We start from the raw sequence: 1,396 nt of genomic DNA on the forward strand, positions 1-1,396 counted from the left end.
TGCATCGCGGGACTCCTCGTCCGTATTTGCACGGACGGCAAAATTAACGTCGCTGTGAAGCCCGCCAAGTTATCGATGCGATGCGAGCGTTCCGCAGCACCTTGAGGGGGCCTATCCATGGACGATCTGTTGCGCGAGTTCCTGACGGAGAGCAGCGAGAGCCTGGATACGGTCGACAACCAGCTGGTGCAGTTCGAGCAGGATCCGAACAACGCGAAGATCCTGGACAACATTTTCCGCCTTGTGCACACGATCAAGGGGACCTGCGGCTTCCTCGGGCTGCCGCGGCTGGAAGCGCTGGCGCATGCCGGCGAGACCCTGATGGGCAAATTCCGCGACGGCATGCCGGTGAGAGCGGAAGCGGTGACGCTGATCCTGTCCTCGATCGACCGCATCAAGGAGATATTGGCCGGAGGCGGCCGAGGCCGAGCCCGAAGGCAACGACCGCGATCTGATCGATCAGCTGGAAGCGATGGTCGAGCGCGGCATGGCGGCAATGGCCGCCGGTGATGCCGCTGCCGAAGAAGATGTGCCGGTGGTCGAAGCGCCGTCGGTGCAGGCGGATATGGCCGAAGGCACGCTGGTGGTGCAGACGCTGGAGCGCCCCTTGCGTCCGGGCGAGGTCTCGCTCGACGAGCTCGAGCGCGCCTTCCGCGAGACCGAGACCGAAGTGGCCGCACCTGCGCCGGCGCCTGCCGCGAAGGTCGTGGCCGCAGCCCCCGCCGCCGAGCCGGCTGAAGCTGCGAAGAAGCCGGCCCGCAAGGCCGCCGCCGAAGACGTCCAGGAAGGCAACAAGATCGCCAACCAGTCGATCCGGGTCAATGTCGATACCCTCGAGCACCTGATGACCATGGTCTCCGAGCTGGTCTTGACCCGCAACCAGCTCTTGGAGATCTCGCGCCGCAACGAGGACACCGAGTTCAAGGTGCCGTTGCAGCGGCTCTCCAACGTCACCGCCGAGCTGCAGGAAGGCGTCATGAAGACGCGGATGCAGCCCATCGGCAATGCCTGGCAGAAGCTGCCGCGCATCGTCCGCGACCTCTCCGGCGAACTCGGCAAGCAGATCGAGCTCGAGATGCACGGCGCCGACACCGAGCTCGACCGCCAGGTGCTCGACCTGATCAAGGATCCGCTGACGCACATGGTGCGCAACTCCGCCGATCACGGGCTGGAGACCACCGCCGAGCGCCTCGCCGCCGGCAAGCCGGAGCAGGGCACCATCCGCCTCAGTGCCTATCACGAAGGCGGCCACATCATCATCTGCATCGCCGACAATGGCCGCGGGCTCAACACCGAGCGGATCAAGGCCAAGGCACTCCAGAACGGTCTCGTCACCGAGGCTGAATTGGAGAAGATGACCGAGGCCCAGATCCACAAGTTCATCTTCGCGCCGGGC

General features: G+C 65.1%; 2 protein-coding genes. Both read left to right on the forward strand.

The features are described 5' to 3' along the window. Positions 1–117: 117 nt before the first annotated feature. On the forward strand, positions 118–510 hold the full coding sequence (locus ACJH6I_RS31760) for an Hpt domain-containing protein (RefSeq protein WP_406785190.1): 393 nt from the start codon (positions 118–120) through the stop codon (positions 508–510). Beyond that, positions 473–1,396: chemotaxis protein CheA (locus tag ACJH6I_RS31765; protein WP_406785191.1), on the forward strand; the 924-nt coding region annotated here is incomplete at its 3' end. The genes ACJH6I_RS31760 and ACJH6I_RS31765, both read left to right, overlap by 38 nt.

The sequence above is a fragment of the Mycobacterium sp. SMC-13 genome, assembly GCF_045311035.1.
GTDB lineage: Bacteria > Actinomycetota > Actinomycetes > Mycobacteriales > Mycobacteriaceae > Mycobacterium.

Coding starts and splice junctions, on each gene's coding strand:
- ACJH6I_RS31760 (WP_406785190.1), top strand. CDS start 118: ATGGACGATCTGTTGCGCGAGTTCCTGACGGAGAGCAGCGAGAGCCTG.